Raw genomic sequence first — 621 nt, 5'->3', positions numbered from 1 at the left:
GTCGCTGCCGCAGCTTCGGTGCATGGTTTAGCCCCGTTACATCTTCCGCGCAGGCCGACTCGACCAGTGAGCTATTACGCTTTCTTTAAATGATGGCTGCTTCTAAGCCAACATCCTGGCTGTCTGTGCCTTCCCACATCGTTTCCCACTTAACCATGACTTTGGGACCTTAGCTGGCGGTCTGGGTTGTTTCCCTCTTCACGACGGACGTTAGCACCCGCCGTGTGTCTCCCGTGATAACATTCTTCGGTATTCGTAGTTTGCATCGGGTTGGTAAGTCGGGATGACCCCCTAGCCGAAACAGTGCTCTACCCCCGAAGATGAGTTCACGAGGCGCTACCTAAATAGCTTTCGGGGAGAACCAGCTATCTCCCGGTTTGATTGGCCTTTCACCCCCAGCCACAAGTCATCCGCTAATTTTTCAACATTAGTCGGTTCGGTCCTCCAGTTAGTGTTACCCAACCTTCAACCTGCCCATGGCTAGATCACCGGGTTTCGGGTCTATACCCTGCAACTTAACGCCCAGTTAAGACTCGGTTTCCCTGCGGCTCCCCTATACGGTTAACCTTGCTACAGAATATAAGTCGCTGACCCATTATACAAAAGGTACGCAGTCACACC

Annotated in this window: 1 rRNA gene; it reads right to left on the bottom strand. The window is 52.5% G+C overall.

Going from position 1 to position 621, the window contains the following annotated elements:
* Positions 1–621: ribosomal RNA gene (locus tag ABLV52_RS00635) — 23S ribosomal RNA — on the bottom strand; the annotation flags it as partial.

Source organism: Klebsiella sp. GB_Kp056 (assembly GCF_040064755.1).
Lineage (GTDB): Bacteria > Pseudomonadota > Gammaproteobacteria > Enterobacterales > Enterobacteriaceae > Klebsiella > Klebsiella quasipneumoniae.
The sequence above is the reverse complement of the archived record's forward strand: the minus strand, read 5'-3'. Positions and strand labels throughout refer to the sequence as shown.